Origin of the sequence: Kluyvera sp. CHPC 1.251 (assembly GCF_036759945.1) — a bacterium.
In the GTDB taxonomy this organism is placed as follows: domain Bacteria; phylum Pseudomonadota; class Gammaproteobacteria; order Enterobacterales; family Enterobacteriaceae; genus Kluyvera; species Kluyvera sichuanensis.
Map to the genome: position 1 here is coordinate 29472 of NZ_JAPKIC010000015.1, position 18474 is coordinate 47945.

Annotated in this window: 16 protein-coding genes, 3 tRNA genes and 1 pseudogene; 19 read left to right on the forward strand and 1 reads right to left on the reverse strand. The window is 54.9% G+C overall.

The window, feature by feature from the left end; all coding sequences use genetic code 11:
- Positions 1-4: 4 nt before the first annotated feature.
- Entirely contained in the window at positions 5-1270 is a 1266-nt protein-coding gene (rhlB, locus tag V6940_RS21110) for an ATP-dependent RNA helicase RhlB (RefSeq protein ID WP_185669611.1), read from the reverse strand.
- A gap of 143 nt (positions 1271-1413) precedes the next feature.
- On the opposite strand from rhlB, the gene trxA reads away from it, so the two are divergent.
- The 19 genes and pseudogenes from trxA to V6940_RS21205 all read left to right on the forward strand — a co-directional run bounded on the left by trxA (position 1414) and on the right by V6940_RS21205 (position 18402).
- Positions 1414-1743: a thioredoxin TrxA gene (trxA, locus tag V6940_RS21115; protein WP_002883224.1), complete on the forward strand. Its 330-nt coding sequence runs from the start codon at positions 1414-1416 to the stop codon at positions 1741-1743.
- 190 nt (positions 1744-1933) lie between these two features.
- A pseudogene (locus V6940_RS21120) lies at positions 1934-1996 on the forward strand (rho operon leader peptide); the annotation flags it as partial.
- 86 nt (positions 1997-2082) lie between these two features.
- Positions 2083-3342 (forward strand): transcription termination factor Rho, encoded by a 1260-nt coding sequence (gene rho / locus V6940_RS21125; RefSeq protein WP_035895778.1) that lies wholly within the window; start codon positions 2083-2085, stop codon positions 3340-3342.
- 240 nt (positions 3343-3582) lie between these two features.
- Positions 3583-4686 carry a UDP-N-acetylglucosamine--undecaprenyl-phosphate N-acetylglucosaminephosphotransferase gene (wecA, locus tag V6940_RS21130; protein ID WP_333497197.1) on the forward strand — a complete coding sequence of 368 codons (1104 nt, stop codon included), beginning with the start codon at positions 3583-3585 and terminating at the stop codon, positions 4684-4686.
- 13 nt (positions 4687-4699) lie between these two features.
- Entirely contained in the window at positions 4700-5746 is a 1047-nt protein-coding gene (gene wzzE / locus V6940_RS21135) for an ECA polysaccharide chain length modulation protein (protein WP_333497198.1), read from the forward strand.
- 57 nt (positions 5747-5803) lie between these two features.
- Positions 5804-6934 carry a non-hydrolyzing UDP-N-acetylglucosamine 2-epimerase gene (gene wecB / locus V6940_RS21140; protein WP_333497199.1) on the forward strand — a complete coding sequence of 377 codons (1131 nt, stop codon included), beginning with the start codon at positions 5804-5806 and terminating at the stop codon, positions 6932-6934.
- Positions 6931-8193, forward strand: coding sequence for a UDP-N-acetyl-D-mannosamine dehydrogenase (wecC, locus tag V6940_RS21145; RefSeq protein ID WP_333497200.1), 1263 nt, complete (start codon positions 6931-6933; stop codon positions 8191-8193). The genes wecB and wecC overlap by 4 nt, the downstream gene beginning before the upstream one ends.
- The gene (rffG, locus tag V6940_RS21150) at positions 8190-9257 is read left to right on the forward strand and encodes a dTDP-glucose 4,6-dehydratase (RefSeq protein ID WP_333497201.1); all 1068 of its coding nucleotides are present in this window, start codon (positions 8190-8192) and stop codon (positions 9255-9257) included. The genes wecC and rffG overlap by 4 nt, the downstream gene beginning before the upstream one ends.
- Before the next feature lie 21 nt (positions 9258-9278).
- A complete protein-coding gene (gene rfbA, locus V6940_RS21155) occupies positions 9279-10160 on the forward strand; it encodes a glucose-1-phosphate thymidylyltransferase RfbA (RefSeq protein ID WP_333497202.1) in 882 nt (293 codons plus the stop codon).
- Positions 10138-10812, forward strand: coding sequence for a dTDP-4-amino-4,6-dideoxy-D-galactose acyltransferase (gene rffC, locus V6940_RS21160; RefSeq protein ID WP_333497203.1), 675 nt, complete (start codon positions 10138-10140; stop codon positions 10810-10812). The genes rfbA and rffC overlap by 23 nt, the downstream gene beginning before the upstream one ends.
- Before the next feature lie 4 nt (positions 10813-10816).
- A complete protein-coding gene (gene rffA / locus V6940_RS21165) occupies positions 10817-11947 on the forward strand; it encodes a dTDP-4-amino-4,6-dideoxygalactose transaminase (RefSeq protein ID WP_333497204.1) in 1131 nt (376 codons plus the stop codon).
- 1 nt (position 11948) lies between these two features.
- The gene (gene wzxE, locus V6940_RS21170) at positions 11949-13199 is read left to right on the forward strand and encodes a lipid III flippase WzxE (RefSeq protein WP_333497205.1); all 1251 of its coding nucleotides are present in this window, start codon (positions 11949-11951) and stop codon (positions 13197-13199) included.
- On the forward strand, positions 13196-14275 hold the full coding sequence (locus tag V6940_RS21175; protein ID WP_333497206.1) for a TDP-N-acetylfucosamine:lipid II N-acetylfucosaminyltransferase: 1080 nt from the start codon (positions 13196-13198) through the stop codon (positions 14273-14275). Before wzxE ends, V6940_RS21175 begins: the two co-directional genes overlap by 4 nt.
- Positions 14272-15630: an ECA oligosaccharide polymerase gene (gene wzyE, locus V6940_RS21180; RefSeq protein WP_333497207.1), complete on the forward strand. Its 1359-nt coding sequence runs from the start codon at positions 14272-14274 to the stop codon at positions 15628-15630. The genes V6940_RS21175 and wzyE overlap by 4 nt, the downstream gene beginning before the upstream one ends.
- Entirely contained in the window at positions 15623-16363 is a 741-nt protein-coding gene (gene wecG, locus V6940_RS21185) for a lipopolysaccharide N-acetylmannosaminouronosyltransferase (protein ID WP_333497208.1), read from the forward strand. The genes wzyE and wecG overlap by 8 nt, the downstream gene beginning before the upstream one ends.
- A 232-nt stretch (positions 16364-16595) precedes the next feature.
- On the forward strand, positions 16596-17981 hold the full coding sequence (gene thrP / locus V6940_RS21190; protein WP_333497209.1) for a bifunctional threonine/serine APC transporter ThrP: 1386 nt from the start codon (positions 16596-16598) through the stop codon (positions 17979-17981).
- Positions 17982-18083: 102 nt separating this feature from the next.
- A tRNA-Arg gene (locus V6940_RS21195) sits at positions 18084-18160 on the forward strand.
- 57 nt (positions 18161-18217) lie between these two features.
- Positions 18218-18293, forward strand: a tRNA-His gene (locus V6940_RS21200).
- 23 nt (positions 18294-18316) lie between these two features.
- A tRNA-Leu gene (locus tag V6940_RS21205) sits at positions 18317-18402 on the forward strand.
- Positions 18403-18474: the final 72 nt, after the last annotated feature.

Here is an 18474-nt window from a genome sequence, read left to right on the forward strand (position 1 = left end):
TTAGTTAACCTGAACGACGACGATTACGCGGTGCGCCCGAACGACGCGGACCATTACCCTGGCGAACGCGCGTCAAACGCAGCGGTTTCGGCAGTTCGGTTAACAGCGCATCCGGGTTGTACTTGCTCACCGGAATAGAGTGACCGGTGTAGGTCTCAATAGCCGGCAGGTTGAGCGCATACTCTTCACAAGCGAGGCTGATTGAGTGGCCGCTTGCGCCTGCGCGACCGGTACGACCGATACGGTGTACGTAGTCTTCACAGTCGTCTGGCAGGTCATAGTTAAAGACGTGCGTGACGGCAGGAATGTGCAGACCGCGTGCCGCAACGTCAGTCGCGACCAGGATATCGATATCACCACGGGTGAAATCTTCCAGAATACGCAGACGTTTTTTCTGCGCCACGTCACCGGTCAGCAGGCCGACGCGATGACCATCGGCAGCCAGATGGCCCCAGATGTCTTCACAGCGATGCTTGGTGTTGGCGAAGATAATCGCGCGGTCTGGCCACTCTTCTTCCAGCAGCGTTTGCAGTAAACGCATCTTCTCTTCGTTGGAAGGGTAGAACAGCTCTTCTTTAATACGGTGGCCGGTTTTCTGCTCTGGCTCGACTTCCACGTATTCGGCGTTGTTCATTTGCTCGAACGCCAGTTCACGTACGCGGTAAGACAGAGTCGCGGAGAACAGCATGTTCAGACGCTGGTTGGCCGCAGGCATGCGGCGGAACAGCCAACGAATATCTTTAATAAAGCCCAGATCGTACATACGATCGGCTTCGTCCAGCACCACGACCTGGATCGCGCCCAGGTTGATATGGTTCTGTTTTGCATAGTCAATGAGACGGCCGGTGGTGCCGATCAGAATATCGACGCCGCTTTCCAGCACTTTCAGCTGTTTATCATAGCCGTCACCGCCGTAGGCCAGGCCCAGTTTCAGGCCGGTCGCCTGAGCCAGCGGCTCTGCGTCAGCGTGAATCTGTACTGCCAGCTCACGGGTTGGCGCCATAATTAAGGCGCGCGGTTGGTTCACCTGGCGGTCAGCAACTGCCGGGTGAGAAAGAAGATAATGAAACGTTGACGTCAGGAACGCCATCGTTTTCCCGGTACCGGTTTGCGCCTGTCCAGCCACATCGCGTCCAGCAAGCGTCAGCGGCAAAGCCAGCGCCTGAATGGGCGTGCAATTATAAAACCCTTTAGTTTCAAGGGCTTCAACCACTTTTGGGTGCAGGGCGAAGTCGGAAAACTTCTGTTCTGTTAAATGTGTTTTGCTCATAGTGTGGTAGAATATCAGCTTACTATTGCATTAAGAAAGCGTATCCGGTGAAATAACGTCAACCTTTGTTGGCGAAGTCAACATCAACACCTCGTTGGTTAATGCTACACCAACACACCAGGCTTATTCCTGTGGAGTTAAATATGAGCGATAAAATTATTCACCTGACTGACGACAGTTTTGACACGGACGTACTCAAGGCTGACGGGCTGACACTCGTCGATTTCTGGGCAGAGTGGTGCGGTCCGTGCAAAATGATCGCCCCGATTCTGGATGAAATCGCCGAGGAGTATCAGGGCAAACTGACCGTGGCTAAACTGAACATCGATCAGAACCCAGGTACTGCACCGAAGTATGGTATCCGCGGTATCCCTACGCTGCTGCTGTTCAAAAACGGCGAAGTCGCGGCGACGAAAGTTGGCGCACTGTCTAAAGGCCAGCTGAAAGAGTTCCTCGACGCTAATCTGGCGTAAGAGATTCAACGTAAGCGTTCAGGGTTCCTGTGTTCTTAATTTGAGCGGAACTCTGGACGCTTGCCATCAGTCGTGCTAAGTTAACTTTGACTTCGTTTTAAACATACCTTGTTTGAATCTGTTTGACCCAAACCTCCCGTTGTCGTTAACAGCGTCAGAGGTTGAAAAATTCCAGGCTTGTCACTCTTTTCCGTCTTGTCGTTTCAGTTCTGCGTACTCTCCTGTGACCAGGCAGCGAACAGACATGAGTTGATGGCCGTAAACAGGCACGGATGACCCTGCCATACCATTCACAAATTAAGTTCGAGATTTACCCCGAGTTTAAGAACCCACACCATTATGAATCTTACCGAATTAAAGAACACGCCGGTTTCTGAGCTGATCACTCTCGGCGAAAATATGGGTCTGGAAAACCAGGCACGTATGCGCAAGCAGGACATCATTTTCGCCATCCTGAAGCAGCACGCGAAGAGTGGCGAGGATATCTTTGGCGACGGTGTGCTGGAGATACTGCAGGATGGATTTGGTTTCCTCCGCTCCGCAGACAGCTCCTACCTCGCCGGCCCTGATGATATCTACGTTTCCCCTAGCCAAATCCGTCGTTTCAACCTCCGCACTGGTGACACCATTTCAGGTAAGATTCGTCCTCCAAAAGAGGGTGAGCGTTACTTTGCGCTGTTGAAAGTTAACGAGGTTAACTACGATAAGCCGGAAAACTCGCGCAACAAGATCCTGTTCGAGAACTTAACCCCGCTGCACGCAAACTCACGTCTGCGTATGGAACGTGGTAACGGTTCTACCGAAGACTTAACCGCTCGTGTCCTGGATCTGGCATCGCCAATCGGTCGCGGCCAGCGTGGTCTGATTGTCGCGCCGCCGAAAGCCGGTAAAACCATGCTGCTGCAGAACATCGCGCAGAGCATCGCGTACAACCACCCAGACTGCGTACTGATGGTTCTGCTGATCGACGAACGTCCGGAAGAAGTGACCGAGATGCAGCGTCTGGTTAAAGGTGAAGTGGTTGCTTCTACCTTTGACGAACCAGCATCTCGCCACGTTCAGGTTGCGGAAATGGTTATCGAGAAAGCGAAACGTCTGGTTGAACATAAGAAAGACGTTATCATCCTGCTCGACTCCATCACCCGTCTGGCACGTGCGTACAACACCGTGGTTCCCGCGTCTGGTAAAGTCCTGACCGGTGGTGTGGACGCCAACGCCCTGCACCGTCCGAAGCGTTTCTTCGGTGCTGCGCGTAACGTGGAAGAGGGTGGTAGCCTGACTATCATCGCGACCGCGCTTATCGATACCGGCTCTAAAATGGATGAAGTTATCTATGAAGAGTTTAAAGGTACCGGCAACATGGAACTGCATCTCTCTCGTAAGATTGCTGAAAAACGCGTCTTCCCGGCTATCGACTACAACCGTTCCGGTACCCGTAAAGAAGAGCTGCTCACCACGCCTGAAGAGCTGCAGAAAATGTGGATCCTGCGCAAAATCATCCATCCAATGGGTGAAATCGACGCGATGGAGTTCCTCATTAATAAGCTGGCCATGACCAAAACCAACGACGATTTCTTCGATATGATGAAACGCTCGTAAAATAAGGTTTTTGCCGATGAACGCCACACAATCGTGTGGCGTTTTTGTTTTTAGGAGTTTAGCCAATGGGGGTTAACATTTTTTTCACGGATAATTATGGTTTACAGCTACAATGATAGTTAGTTTGTAAAATCGGTTATAAATCAGGCAAGTTTCCCCAATATTCATCAGGGTTCCTCTTCTGATGCGTTGCTATCGTGGGTATACTTTCGCTATTAATATTCGCAGCGAGTATAAATTGTGAGTTTACTGGCCGTCGGTACTGACTTGATCGGTATTTTTTTGTTCACTACCGTTTTTCTTGTTTTCGCCAGGCGAGTGGCTAAAAAGATCGGTTTAGTGGACAGACCCAACTATCGTAAACGCCACCAGGGAACCGTTCCGCTGGTCGGTGGTATTTCTGTATTCGCAGGGATCTGTGTCACATTTACTTTCGCTGATTATTACATTCCTCATGCCACTCTTTATCTTAGCTGCGCCGGTCTGCTGGTGCTGGTCGGTGCGCTGGACGATCGCTTTGACATTAGCGTAAAAATTCGTGCTCTGGTTCAGGCTGTTGTTGCCGTAGTGATGATGGCCTTGGGCCATTTATACTTGCGTAGTTTGGGTTATATTTTGGGTCCGTGGGAAATGGTGCTTGGACCGTTTGGCTACGTTCTTACATTGCTTGCTGTATGGGCAATGATTAATGCTTTTAACATGGTTGATGGGATTGATGGCCTTCTTGGGGGTCTATCCAGCGTCAGCTTTGCTGCTATCGGCTTGATCCTATGGTTTGATGGGCAAACTAGCCTCGCAATGTGGTGCTTCGCGATGATTGCCACGATTTTGCCTTATATCATGCTGAATCTTGGGGTGCTTGGCCGTCGCTATAAAGTGTTCATGGGCGATGCAGGTAGCACCATGATCGGTTTTACGGTGATCTGGATATTGCTGCAAACAACGCAGGGTACTCATCATCCGATAAGTCCTGTGACGGCGCTGTGGATTGTCGCCATTCCTCTGATGGATATGGTTGCTATTATGTACCGTCGACTGCGCAAGGGTATGAGCCCATTCTCTGCCGATCGTCAGCACATCCACCATCTCATTATGCGAGCGGGATTTACTTCTCGTCAGGCTTTGGTCCTCATTACTGCAGCCGCCGCACTGCTTGCCGGAATCGGTGTTGCCGCTGAATATACAGGTGTTGTCCCTGAATGGGTCATGCTGATACTGTTCCTGCTGGCCTTTGGCCTCTATGGCTACTGCATCAAGCGGGCCTGGAAAGTGGCGCGTTTCATTAAACGCATGAAGCGCAGAATGCGCCGAAACAGTGAAAACAATCCAAAATTAACCAAGTAAAACTGGGGTAGTAATGACACAACCATTACCGGAAGCACCGTTGGCAAGTGCTGAGAATGAACTGGATATTCGTGGCCTGTTTCGCGCGTTGTGGTCGGGAAAACACTGGATTATTGGCTTTGCGGTGCTGTTTGCCGCCGTGGTGCTGGTTTATACCTTTTTTGCCCGGCAGGAATGGAGCACCACAGCGATCACCGACCGGCCGACCGTTAACATGCTGGGTGGCTATTATTCGCAGCAGCAGTTCCTGCGCAATCTGGATGTGAAGGTCAACCCGACTAGCGCCACGCCGCCTTCGGTGATGGATGAAGTCTACAAAGAGTTCGTCATGCAACTGGCATCCTGGGATACCCGCCGTGATTTCTGGCTGCAGACGGATTACTACAAGCAACGGATGGTGGGTAACTCGCGCGCCGATGCTGCGTTGCTCGATGATCTGATTGACGATATTCAGTTTATCCCCGGCGATGCGCAGAAAAGCGTTAGCGATAGCGTGAAGCTGACGGCGGAAACGTCACCGGACGCGAATAATCTGCTACGTCAGTACGTGGCCTTTGCCAGCCAGCGCGCCGCAGGGCACCTGAATGACGAACTGAAAGGCGCCTGGGCCGCCCGCACCATTCAGGTGAAGGCGCAGGTAAAACGCCAGGAAGAGGTCGCGCAGGCGATTTTCAACCGCCGTCTGCACAGCATTGAAGCCGCGCTGAAAATTGCGCAGCAGCACAATATCAATCGCAGCGAGACCGACGTGCCGTCCGATGAGTTGCCGGACTCTGAGCTCTCCCTGCTTGGCCGCCCGATGCTGCAGGCGCGTCTGGAGAATCTTCAGGCCGTAGGTCCGACGTTTGACCTTGATTACGATCAGGGGAGGGCTATGCTAACGACCCTCAACGTAGGCCCGACGCTGGCGCCAAGTTTCCAGACATATCGGTATTTGCGCACGCCGGAGGAACCGGTTAAACGCACTAGCCCACGTCGTGTATTCCTGATGGTCATGTGGGGCATTGTCGGCGCATTGGTTGGTGCTGGGGTAGCGCTGGCGCGTCGTCGCACGCAGTAAATACCCATCAATTGATGAAGGGCGATGGGCCTGTTTCATCTATAGAAGAGAATCGATGTGAAAGTACTGACTGTATTTGGCACACGCCCGGAGGCGATCAAAATGGCGCCTCTGGTCCACGCGCTAGCAAAGGACCCTCATTTTGAGGCGAAGGTCTGCGTCACCGCGCAGCATAGGGAAATGCTTGATCAGGTGCTAAGCCTCTTCTCCATCGTTCCGGATTATGATCTCAACATCATGAGTCCAGGACAGGGTTTAACTGAAATTACCTGCCGAATTCTGCAGGGGTTGAAGCCCGTTCTGGAGTCGTTTAAACCCGACGTTGTGCTAGTGCATGGCGACACTACTACTACTGCTGCCGCGAGCCTGGCGGCTTTCTATCAACGTATTCCCGTGGGGCACGTTGAGGCAGGTCTGCGCACGGGTGACCTTTACTCGCCGTGGCCGGAAGAGGCCAACCGGACGCTGACCGGGCATCTGGCAATGTATCACTTCGCGCCGACTGAAAATTCGCGGCAGAACCTGTTGCGAGAAAATCTGTCAGGTAAGCGGATTTTTGTTACTGGCAATACGGTGATTGATGCGCTGTTCTGGGTACGCGATCGGGTGATGAACGATAAGGCGCTGAATGCAGATCTCTCCCAACGTTACCCTTTCCTGAGCCAGGGAAAGAAGATGATTCTGGTCACCGGGCATCGTCGGGAGAGCTTTGGTCAGGGCTTTGAGCAAATTTGCCATGCGTTGGCGGAAATCGCCGCGAACAACCCGGACGTACAGATCGTCTACCCGGTGCATCTGAATCCGAACGTCAGCGAACCGGTTAACCGTATTCTGGGGCATATCAATAACGTCATGCTGATTGAGCCGCAGGAGTACCTGCCGTTCGTCTGGCTGATGAACCACGCCTGGCTTATCCTGACCGACTCTGGCGGTATTCAGGAAGAAGCGCCGTCGCTGGGCAAACCGGTGCTGGTGATGCGTGAAACCACTGAACGACCGGAAGCCATTGATGCCGGGACGGTACGCCTGGTGGGCACCGATAGCCAACGCATCGTGGATGAAGTTACGCGACTACTGCGTGACGAAGATGAATATCAAAGGATGAGCCGGGCCCATAACCCATATGGGGATGGTCGGGCATGCGAACGTATATTGTCAGCATTAAAAAATAATCAGGTAACGCTATGAGTTTCTCAACCCTCTCGGTGATCGGTCTGGGCTATATCGGCCTTCCAACTGCGGCGGCGTTTGCTTCGCGGCAAAAACAGGTGGTGGGCGTAGACATTAATCAGCACGCGGTTGATACCATCAACCGCGGCGAGATTCATATTGTTGAGCCCGATCTCGACAGGGTGGTGAAAACGGCGGTGTCCGCCGGTTATTTACGCGCCACCACCACGCCGGAAGCGGCAGATGCCTATTTGATTGCCGTGCCAACGCCGTTCAAGGGTGATCATGAGCCGGATATGGTTTATGTCGAAGCGGCAGCGCGCTCTATTGCGCCGGTGCTGAAGAAAGGCGCGCTGGTGATCCTCGAATCCACTTCCCCGGTGGGTGCAACCGAGCTGATGGCCGGTTGGCTGGCCGAGATGCGCCCTGACCTGACCTTCCCGCAGCAGGCGGGTGAGCAGGCGGACATCAATATCGCCTATTGCCCGGAGCGCGTGCTGCCAGGGCAGGTGATGGTGGAACTGATTAAAAACGACCGCGTGATTGGCGGGATGACGCCGGTGTGCTCCGCGCGCGCCAGCGAACTCTATAACATCTTCCTTGAAGGTGAATGCGTGGTGACTAACGCTCGCACCGCCGAGATGTGCAAACTGACGGAAAACAGCTTCCGCGATGTGAACATCGCCTTTGCCAACGAACTGTCACTTATCTGCGCCGATCAGGGGATTAACGTCTGGGAGTTGATTCGTCTGGCGAACCGCCATCCGCGCGTCAATATTCTCCAGCCGGGTCCAGGCGTCGGTGGGCACTGTATTGCCGTTGACCCGTGGTTTATCGTGGCGCAAAACCCGGATCAGGCGCGTCTGATTCGTACCGCACGTGAGGTGAACGACCATAAACCGTTCTGGGTTATCGACAAGGTGAAGGCTAACGTCGCCGACTGTCTGGCGGCCAGCGATAAGCGCGCCAGCGAACTGAAAATTGCCTGCTTCGGCCTGGCGTTTAAGCCCAACATCGACGACCTGCGCGAAAGCCCGGCGATGGAAATTGCACAGCTGATTGCCCAATGGCACAGCGGCGAAACGCTGGTAGTGGAACCCAATATTCATCAGTTGCCGAAAAAACTCGACGGCCTGTGCTCGCTGGTGTCGCTTGAAACCGCGCTTGCCAGCGCTGACGTGATTGTGATGCTGGTCGATCACAGCCAATTTAAAGCCATCAGCGGCGATACAATTAAACAGCAGTATGTGGTTGATACCAAAGGAGTCTGGCGTTGAAACGAATTCTGGTAACCGGTGGCGCAGGCTTTATTGGCTCGGCGGTCGTCCGCCATATTATCAACCACACCTCTGACAGCGTCGTTGTTGTGGACAAACTGACCTACGCCGGTAACCTGGCTTCGCTGGCACCGGTGGCACAAGACCCGCGCTTTGCTTTCGAGCAGGTGGATATCTGCGATCGCGCAGAGGTGGACCGCGTGTTTGCACAGTATCGCCCGGATGTGGTGATGCACCTGGCGGCCGAGAGCCACGTTGACCGTTCTATCGACGGCCCGGCGGCGTTTATCGAAACCAATATCGTCGGCACCTACACGCTGCTGGAGGCCGCTCGCGCCTGGTGGTCTACGCTGGATGACAGCGGTAAAGCGGCGTTTCGCTTCCACCATATTTCAACCGATGAAGTGTACGGCGACCTGCATTCGGTGGACGATTTCTTCACAGAAACCACTCCGTATGCGCCAAGCAGCCCTTACTCGGCCTCGAAAGCTAGCAGCGACCATCTGGTTCGCGCCTGGCTGCGCACCTACGGCCTGCCAACGCTCATTACCAACTGTTCAAACAACTATGGTCCGTACCATTTCCCGGAAAAGCTGATTCCGCTGACTATCCTCAATGCGCTAGCCGGAAAACCGCTGCCGGTGTACGGCAACGGCCAACAGATTCGCGACTGGCTCTACGTTGACGATCATGCTCGCGCGCTCTACCTCGTCGCTACCGAAGGCGCTATCGGCGAGACCTACAATATCGGCGGCCATAACGAGCGTAAAAATCTCGATGTCGTTGAGACTATCTGCGCCCTGCTTGAAGAACTGGTGCCGGAGAAGCCGCAGGGTATCGCGCATTATCATGATCTGATTACGTTTGTTGCCGATCGTCCTGGCCACGATTTACGTTACGCTATCGACGCGGCGAAAATCGCCCGCGAACTGGGCTGGACCCCGGAAGAGACCTTTGAAAGTGGGATGCGTAAAACGGTCCAGTGGTACCTCGCCAACGAAAGCTGGTGGAAGCAGGTACAGGATGGTAGCTATCAGGGTGAACGTCTGGGTCTGAAGGGGTAATCACCTCAGAGGAGGAAAGCCATGAAAGGTATTATTCTTGCTGGCGGATCGGGCACGCGCCTGCATCCGATCACCCGCGGCGTGTCAAAACAGCTGCTGCCGATTTACGACAAACCGATGATCTATTACCCGCTGTCGGTGCTGATGCTGGCGGGGATCCGTGAAATCCTGATCATCACCACGCCGGAAGACAAAAGTTACTTCCAGCGCTTGCTGGGTGACGGTAGTGAATTTGGTATTTCGCTGCAGTATGCCGAGCAGCCAAGCCCGGACGGCCTGGCGCAGGCGTTTATCATTGGTGAAACCTTCCTCAACGGCGAGCCGTCATGCCTGGTGCTTGGCGACAATATCTTCTTCGGCCAGGGCTTTAGCCCGAAACTGCGCCACGTGGCGGCACGTACCGAAGGGGCGACGGTGTTTGGCTATCAGGTGATGGACCCGGAACGCTTTGGCGTGGTGGAATTTGACGATAACTTCCACGCGCTCTCGCTGGAAGAAAAACCCAAGCAGCCAAAATCTAACTGGGCAGTCACCGGCCTCTATTTCTACGACAGCAAGGTGGTGGAGTACGCTAAGCGCGTGAAGCCTTCCGAGCGCGGCGAGCTGGAAATCACCTCAATTAACCAGATGTATCTGGACGACGGCAAGCTAACCGTTGAACTGCTGGGCCGCGGTTTCGCGTGGCTCGATACCGGCACGCACGACAGCCTGATTGAAGCAAGCATGTTTGTGCAGACGGTAGAAAAACGTCAGGGCTTCAAGATTGCCTGCCTGGAAGAGATAGCCTGGCGCAACGGCTGGCTCGACGACGACGGCGTTAAGCGCGCCGCCGCGCAGCTGTCGAAAACCGGCTACGGCCAGTATCTGCTGGAGCTGCTTCGTGCTCGTCCGCGCCAGTATTGATCCCCTGACGTGGGAAAACCAATTCTTCGGTGTGAACTGCGCGATTGTTCGTATCGCCGATGATGCGCCGTTGCTGACCGTTGAACGATTAACGGGATGGTCGCGGGTGCAGGCGAAAATCGCCGCGCATCAGGTGGAGCATCTTGATGCGCTCCAGCAGCTGGGCTTCCGGTTGGTCGAGGGTGAAGTTGACCTGGCGCTGCCGGTGACTGCGGGTGGAACCACTCTGGCACAGGTTGCTACTGACGACGATATTCCCGCGCTGCGAAACCTTGCGGCCCACGCTTTTGCGCAAAGCCGTTTTCGCGCGCCGTGGTATGCCCCGGAGGCGAGCGGTCGTTTTTACGCACAGTGGATTGAAAATGCGGTAAAAGGCACCTTTGATAACCAGTGCCTGGTGTTTCGCGATGAACGCGGGGCGATCCGCGCCTTTGTCTCCTTAAGAGAATTAAATGCCTGTGACGCGAGAATCGGCCTGCTGGCTGGGCGCGGTGCGGGTGCAGAACTGATGCAGGCGGCGGTGTGCTGGGCGCATACCCGCGGTCTTTCGACGCTACGGGTGGCGACGCAAGCCGGCAATACCGCAGCACTTCAACGCTATATTCATAGCGGCGCTAACGTGGTTAGCACCGCGTACTGGCTATACAGGTGACACCATGATTCCATTTAATGCCCCACCGGTAGTGGGTACTGAACTCGATTACATGCAATCCGCGATGGGCAGCGGCAAACTGTGCGGTGACGGCGGCTTTACCCGTCGCTGCCAGCAGTGGATGGAGCAGCGCTTCGGCAGCGCCAAGGTGCTGCTGACCCCGTCCTGTACCGCGTCGCTGGAAATGGCCGCCATCCTGCTGGATATCCAGCCGGGTGATGAAGTGATTATGCCGAGCTACACCTTTGTCTCCACCGCCAACGCCTTTGTGCTGCGCGGCGCGAAAATTGTGTTTGTCGACGTGCATAAAAAGACGATGAACATTGATGAGACGCAGATTGAAGCGGCCATCACCGACAAAACCCGTGCCATCGTGCCGGTGCACTACGCGGGCGTGGCCTGCGAGATGGACACCATCATGGCGCTGGCGAAAAAATACAATCTGTTCGTGGTGGAAGATGCCGCGCAGGGCGTGATGTCGACCTATAAAGGCCGCGCGCTGGGCTCCATCGGTCATATCGGCTGCTTTAGCTTCCACGAGACCAAGAACTACACCGCTGGCGGTGAAGGTGGTGCGACGCTGATTAACGATCGCGCGCTGGTGGAGCGGGCGGAGATTATCCGCGAGAAAGGCACCAACCGTAGCCAGTTCTTCCGTGGCCTGGTGGATAAATACACCTGGCGCGATATTGGTTCCAGCTACCTGATGTCTGACCTGCAGGCCGCCTATCTCTGGGCGCAGCTGGAAGCCGCTGAACGCATCAATAAACAGCGTTTGTCCCTGTGGCAAACCTACTATGACGCGCTGCTGCCGCTGGCAAACGCCGGGCGCATCGACCTGCCGGTGATCCCGGAAAACTGCGGTCATAACGCGCATATGTTCTATATCAAACTGCGCGACGTAGAAGACCGCAGCGCGCTGATTAGCTGGCTGAAAGAGGCGGAAATCCTCGCGGTGTTCCACTACATTCCGCTGCACTCCTGCCCAGCGGGCGAGAAGTTTGGCGAGTTCCACGGCGAAGACCGTTTCACTACGCAAGAAAGTGAGCGTTTACTTCGCTTACCGCTGTTCTATAACCTGTCGCCGGTTGACCAGCGTACGGTCATTAATACCCTGCTGAGCTACTTCGCCTGATATGTCACTGGCAAAAGCTTCGGTGTGGACCGCCGCGTCCACGCTGGTAAAGATTGGCGTTGGGCTGCTGGTGGTCAAGCTGCTGGCGGTATCATTTGGTCCTTCAGGGGTGGGTCAGGCGGGTAACTTCCGCCAGTTGGTGACCGTACTTGGCGTGCTGGCCGGGGCGGGAATCTTTAACGGGGTGACGAAGCTTGTCGCCCAGCATCACGATGACCCGGCGCGACTGCGCCAGGTGGTGGGCACGTCATCGGCAATGGTGCTCGGCTTCTCCACGCTGCTGGCGGTGATTTTTTTGCTCGCGGCGGCACCGATAAGCCAGGGGCTGTTTGGCCATACCCATTATCAGGGGCTGGTGCGCCTCGTCGCGCTGGTGCAGTTAGGTATCGCCTGGGCGAACCTGCTGTTGGCGCTAATGAAAGGCTTCCGCGATGCGGCGGGCAACGCACTGTCGTTGATTGCCGGTAGCTTGATTGGCGTGGTGGCTTACTACGCTTGCTACCACTTTGGCGGCTATCAGGGCGCACTGTTGGGGCTGGCGCTGGTACCGGCGCTGATCGTGATTCCTGCAGCGGTGATGCTCAGTAAGCGTGGCGTCATTCCCTGGGGCTATCTCAAACCGCAGTGGGACCGTTTGCTGGCGGGTCAATTGGGCAAATTTACCCTGATGGCGGTGATTACCTCCGTCACTATGCCCGTGGCCTACGTGATGATGCGAAACCTGATGGCGGAGCACTACAGCTGGGATGAAGTGGGGATCTGGCAAGGCGTGAGCAGTATCTCCGATGCTTACCTACAATTTATTACCGCCTCGTTTAGCGTCTATCTGTTACCAACGCTTTCGCGGTTAACCGCCAAGCAGGATATTGGCCGCGAAATTGGCCGCTCGCTGAAGTTTGTGGTGCCGGCGGTGGCGGCGGCAAGTCTGACCGTCTGGCTGCTGCGCGATTTTGCTATCTGGCTGCTGTTTTCATCGAAATTTGTCGCGATGCGCGATCTTTTCGCCTGGCAGTTGGTGGGGGATGTACTGAAAGTAGGCGCTTACGTTTATGGCTATTTAGTGATCGCCAAAGCCTCGCTGCGTTTCTATATTCTGGCCGAACTGAGCCAGTTTACGCTGCTGACGGCGTTCTCCCACTGGCTCATCCCGGCGCACGGCGCGCTAGGGGCCGCGCAGGCCTATATGGCGACCTATATTGTCTATTTCACGCTGTGTAGCGGCGTATTTTTAATTTGGCGTAAACGGCAATGACCGAACTGATACATATCCTGGGATCGGATATCCCTCACCACAACCAGACGGTGCTACGGTTTTTTGCCGATGAGCTGGCCGCAGAGCCCGCGCACGCCCGTCAGTTTATGGTGGTGAGCGGCGATGAGAGCCTGGCGAAGGCGTTTCCTTCGCTGGTTATCGACCGCTATAACGATAAATCTGCGCTGGCAAAGGCGGTGGTGGCAAAAGCGAAGGCCAACCGGCAGCAGCGCTTTTTCTTCCACGGTCAGTTTAATACCGGCATCTGGCTGGCGCTGCTCAGCGGCGGCCTGAAGCCATCGCAGGTGAGCTGGCATATCTGGGGGGCAGATCTGTATGAAGTCTCCCGCGGCCTGAAGTTCCGCCTGTTCTATCCGCTGCGTCGCACGGCGCAGGGGCGAGTGGGCCGCGTGTTTGCCACCCGTGGCGATCTCAGCTATTTTGCCGCCCGTCACCCGCAGGTGCCCGGCGAGCTGCTTTATTTCCCAACGCGGATGGACCCTTCACTGAACGGGCTGGCAGACGCCGCGCCGCGTGACGGCAAGCTGACGGTACTGGTGGGTAACTCCGGCGATCGTAGCAATGAGCATGTTGCGGCATTGAAGGCAGTGCATCAGCAGTTTGGCGATACGGTAAACGTCATTGTGCCGATGGGCTACCCGGCGAACAACGCGGCCTATATTGCGGAAGTCAATGAAGCCGCGCTGGCGCTATTTAGCAGTGAAAATGTGCAGATTTTGCGTGAAAAGCTGGAGTTTGACGCCTATCTTGCACTGTTGCGTCGCTGCGATTTAGGCTATTTTATTTTTGCGCGCCAGCAAGGTATCGGCACGCTCTGTTTGCTGATTCAGGCGGGGATCCCCTGTGTGCTTAACCGGCAGAACCCGTTCTGGCAGGATATGGCCGAGCAGCATATTCCGGTGTTATTCACCGACGATGCGCTGACCGTCCCGGTGGTGCGTGAAGCGCAGCGTCAGCTGGCGCTGGTGGATAAAAACGGCATCGCCTTTTTCAAACCTAACTATCTGGCGCCGTGGCATCGGGCGCTGCAACTGGCGGCGGGGGAAGCGGTATGAGCGAAATGCAGTTTACCGGGCTGCTTGCCGTCTGGCTGTTGTCGACGTTGTTTATCGGCACCCTGACCTGGTTTGAGTTTCGCCGTGTTCGCTTTAACTTCAACGTTTTCTTCTCGTTGCTGTTCCTGCTGACCTTCTTCTTCGGCTTCCCGCTGACCTGTACGCTGGTGTTCCGCTTTGGCGTCGGCGTGTCACCGCCGGACGTGTTGCTGCAAACGCTGCTGATTTCAGTCTGCTTCTATGCGGTCTACTACGTAACCTACAAAACGCGTCTGCGGCCTGCGCAGACCACCGTTGCGCGGCGGCCGTTGTTTACCATGAATCGGGTTGAAACGAATATCACCTGGATTTTGCTGATGGTGATTGCGCTGTTTACGGTCGGCACTTTCTTCATGCATAACGGCTTCCTGCTGTTTAAGCTGCACTCCTACAGCCAGATTTTCTCCAGTGAAGTCTCGGGCGTGGCGCTTAAACGCTTCTTCTATTTCTTTATTCCGGCGATGCTGGTGGTCTATTTCCTCAATCCGAGCTGGAAGCGGTGGATTGGCTTTTTGATCGCGACGACGGCCTTTGGCCTGCTGACCTACGCGATTGTCGGCGGTACTCGCGCCAACATTATTATCGCCTTCGCTATCTTCCTGTTTATCGGCATTATTCGTGGCTGGATTTCGCTGTGGATGCTGGTGGCCGCCGGGGTTATGGGGATTGTTGGCATGTTCTGGCTGGCGCTGAAGCGCTACGGCATGAACGTTAGCGGCGATGAAGCGTTTTATACCTTCCTCTATCTGACGCGCGATACCTTCTCGCCGTGGGAAAACCTGGCGCTGTTGCTGCAGAACTACGACAAGATTGATTTCCAGGGGCTGGCGCCGATGGTGCGCGACTTCTACGTCTTTATCCCAAGCTGGATGTGGCCATCGCGGCCGAGCATCGTGCTGAACACCGCCAACTACTTTACCTGGGAAGTGCTGAACAACCATTCCGGGCTGGCTATCTCCCCGACGCTTATCGGTTCACTGGTGGTGATGGGCGGTATGTGGTTTGTCCCGTTGGGCGCGGTGGCGGTGGGACTGATTATCAAGTGGTTCGACTGGCTGTATATGCTGGGCAATCGGGAAACTAACCGCTATAAATCGGCGATTCTGCACAGTTTCTGCTTTGGCGCGATCTTCAATATGATCGTGCTGGCACGTGAAGGGCTGGACTCCTTCGGCTCTCGCGTTGTCTTTTTCATGGTTATCTTTGGGGTGTGCTTGCTGGTGGCAAAACTGCTGTACTGGTTGTTTGAAAGCGCGGGGCTGATTCATCAGCGGCTAAAACGTCCCTCGCACGTTGGAGAAGGACAAAATGGCTGACTCATTAACCGCGCCGACCTATACCCTGCGCGGGCTGAAGCTTATCGGCTGGCGCAACATGCAGCATGCGCTGGACTATCTGTACGCGGACGGCAATCTGAAGCAGGGCACGCTGGTGGCGATTAACGCTGAAAAGATGCTGACGCTGGAAGATAACGCCGAGGTGCGGGAGCTGATTAACGCGGCGGAGTTTAAGTACGCCGACGGTATTTCCGTGGTGCGTTCAGTTCGCAAGAAATATCCCGACGCTAACGTCTCACGCGTGGCGGGAGCGGATCTTTGGGAAGCGCTGATGGCGCGCGCTGGCGCAGAAGGCACGCCGGTGTTCCTCGTGGGTGGCAAGCCTGAGGTGATGGCGGAAACGGTGGAAAAGCTGCGCCAGCAGTGGAACGTGAATCTGGTCGGCATCCAGGATGGCTATTTTACGCCGGAAGAACGCCCGGCATTGTTCGAGCGTATTCGTGAGAGCGGGGCCAAAATCGTTACCGTGGCGATGGGCTCACCCAAGCAGGAAATCCTGATGCGCGATTGCCGGCAGGTTTACCCCGATGCGCTCTATATGGGCGTGGGTGGCACCTATGATGTCTTTACCGGCCACGTGAAGCGTGCGCCGAAAGTGTGGCAGAACCTGGGGCTGGAGTGGCTTTACCGCCTGCTATCCCAACCAAGCCGAATTAAACGCCAGCTTCGTCTGCTGCGCTATTTACGCTGGCACTACACCAATAATCTCTGAATTTCCTGCGCGTTACCCGTGATACATCACGCAGAATATGCGTGATGTATTCACAACTTCGATACTTTATTCCTCATTTCTATTTGCCATTTCAGCCAAATTGTTAAACCATTCGCCTGCCCTGACGATATCTACGTATTTTCTACGGCGGTATCCGTATCCGACAGACATCTATTTTTCTATAAAAAATAAAACCGGCATCGACCGGACAAATGCAAACACAAGAGGATCTATGGCAGAGAATAAACCGGAGCTCCAGCGCGGTCTGGAAGCCCGTCATATCGAATTAATTGCCCTTGGGGGCACCATCGGCGTGGGCCTATTTATGGGCGCGGCAAGCACCCTGAAGTGGGCCGGACCGTCGGTGCTGCTGGCCTATATTCTGGCCGGGGTATTTGTCTTCTTCATCATGCGCTCAATGGGCGAAATGCTGTTTCTCGAGCCGGTAACCGGTTCGTTCGCTGTCTATGCGCACCGTTATATGAGCCCGTTTTTCGGCTACCTTACGGCCTGGTCATACTGGTTTATGTGGATGGCGGTGGGGATCTCGGAGATTACCGCGATAGGGGTTTACGTTCAGTTCTGGTTCCCGGATATGGCGCAGTGGATACCGGCACTGATCGCCGTGGGGCTGGTTGCGCTGGCAAACCTGGCGGCGGTGCGCTTGTACGGTGAAATCGAGTTCTGGTTCGCGATGATTAAAGTCACGACCATTATCGTTATGATTGTCATCGGCCTCGGCGTCATTTTCTTTGGCTTCGGCAACGGCGGTACCTCCATTGGCTTTAGTAATCTGACCGAACACGGCGGTTTCTTTGCCGGCGGCTGGAAAGGCTTCCTGACGGCGCTCTGCATCGTCGTGGCATCCTATCAGGGCGTTGAGCTTATCGGTATGACCGCCGGTGAAGCGAAAAACCCGCAGGTGACCCTGCGCAGCGCGGTAGGCAAAGTGCTGTGGCGCATCCTGATTTTCTATGTGGGCGCGATTTTCGTTATCGTCACCATCTTCCCGTGGAATGAAATTGGTACCAACGGCAGCCCGTTTGTGCTGACCTTCGCTAAAATTGGTATCACCGCGGCGGCAGGTATTATCAACTTCGTGGTGCTGACGGCGGCGCTCTCTGGCTGTAACAGCGGCATGTACAGCTGTGGCCGTATGCTCTACGCACTGGCGAAAAACCGTCAACTGCCGTCGGCGATGGCGAAAGTGACCAAAAGCGGCGTTCCGGCGGCTGGCGTTAGCGTATCGATTGTTATCCTGTTGATTGGCTCCTGCTTGAACTACATTATTCCTAACCCACAGCGCGTGTTCGTCTATGTCTATAGTGCAAGCGTACTGCCGGGCATGGTGCCGTGGTTTGTGATTCTGATTAGCCAGCTGCGCTTCCGTCGCGCACATAAAGAAGCTATAGCTAGCCACCCGTTCCGTTCGATTATGTTCCCGTGGGCCAACTATCTGACCATGGCGTTCCTGATTTGCGTGCTGATCGGTATGGGATTCAACGATGACACCCGGATGTCGCTGTTTGTTGGCATGATCTTCCTGGCCCTTGTGACGCTGGTTTATAAGGTTTTTGGCATGAGCCAGGGCGCGGAAGTGCAAGATTTGCAGAAATAAGCGACAAAACGCGCAAAGCATGAGCAAACGATAATTTTCTTTTAAAAGGCACTAGACAGCGGGGGAGGAAGTCCGTATTATCCGACCCCGCAACGGCGCTAAGCGCCCGTAGCTCAGCTGGATAGAGCGCTGCCCTCCGGAGGCAGAGGTCTCAGGTTCGAATCCTGTCGGGCGCACCATTTACCCGGTGCTGGAGCTGCGGTGGTTCTAAAAGACCGCGTAAGAGATTTGCAGTGGTGGCTATAGCTCAGTTGGTAGAGCCCTGGATTGTGATTCCAGTTGTCGTGGGTTCGAATCCCATTAGCCACCCCATTATTTGATAGAGTTGTGAAATTGCGAAGGTGGCGGAATTGGTAGACGCGCTAGCTTCAGGTGTTAGTGTCCTTAGGATGTGGGGGTTCGAGTCCCCCCCCTCGCACCACGACTTTATAATGAATTGAATTTATAATTCAAAAAGCAGTACATCGGCGAGTAGCGCAGCTTGGTAGCGCAA

Coding starts and splice junctions, on each gene's coding strand:
- wecG (WP_333497208.1), top strand. CDS start 15,623: ATGGCTGACTCATTAACCGCGCCGACCTATACCCTGCGCGGGCTGAAG.
- wzxE (WP_333497205.1), top strand. CDS start 11,949: ATGTCACTGGCAAAAGCTTCGGTGTGGACCGCCGCGTCCACGCTGGTA.
- trxA (WP_002883224.1), top strand. CDS start 1,414: ATGAGCGATAAAATTATTCACCTGACTGACGACAGTTTTGACACGGAC.
- rffA (WP_333497204.1), top strand. CDS start 10,817: ATGATTCCATTTAATGCCCCACCGGTAGTGGGTACTGAACTCGATTAC.
- V6940_RS21175 (WP_333497206.1), top strand. CDS start 13,196: ATGACCGAACTGATACATATCCTGGGATCGGATATCCCTCACCACAAC.
- rfbA (WP_333497202.1), top strand. CDS start 9,279: ATGAAAGGTATTATTCTTGCTGGCGGATCGGGCACGCGCCTGCATCCG.
- rhlB (WP_185669611.1), bottom strand. CDS start 1,270: ATGAGCAAAACACATTTAACAGAACAGAAGTTTTCCGACTTCGCCCTG.
- wzyE (WP_333497207.1), top strand. CDS start 14,272: ATGAGCGAAATGCAGTTTACCGGGCTGCTTGCCGTCTGGCTGTTGTCG.
- wzzE (WP_333497198.1), top strand. CDS start 4,700: ATGACACAACCATTACCGGAAGCACCGTTGGCAAGTGCTGAGAATGAA.
- rho (WP_035895778.1), top strand. CDS start 2,083: ATGAATCTTACCGAATTAAAGAACACGCCGGTTTCTGAGCTGATCACT.
- wecC (WP_333497200.1), top strand. CDS start 6,931: ATGAGTTTCTCAACCCTCTCGGTGATCGGTCTGGGCTATATCGGCCTT.
- thrP (WP_333497209.1), top strand. CDS start 16,596: ATGGCAGAGAATAAACCGGAGCTCCAGCGCGGTCTGGAAGCCCGTCAT.